This is a genomic window from Parachlamydia acanthamoebae (assembly GCF_000875975.1).
Classification (GTDB): domain Bacteria; phylum Chlamydiota; class Chlamydiia; order Chlamydiales; family Parachlamydiaceae; genus Parachlamydia; species Parachlamydia acanthamoebae.
Map to the genome: position 1 here is coordinate 1 of NZ_BAWW01000069.1, position 215 is coordinate 215.

The 215-nt window shown below is 36.7% G+C and carries 1 protein-coding gene; it reads left to right on the forward strand.

Going from position 1 to position 215, the window contains the following annotated elements:
• The coding region (locus tag AOM43_RS13910; RefSeq protein ID WP_152618873.1) for a hypothetical protein at positions 1-215 on the forward strand (215 nt) is incomplete at both ends.

Here is a 215-nt window from a genome sequence, read left to right on the forward strand (position 1 = left end):
GAATTTTTTCAAATACACTTACAACAAACATAACGAGCTCACTAAAGGCATTCTAACGGACTGTCAGGAAAATCCCTTTGCCCAATTTAAAATTGAGCGAGAGTACGACGGCCAACATAGAGAAAAAATTGAGATTAAGACGAGTGATGACCGCATCATTTCGTATTTTATTAGAAGACCTAAAAGTCTCAATCAATGGCTTTTAGAAAAGGTCG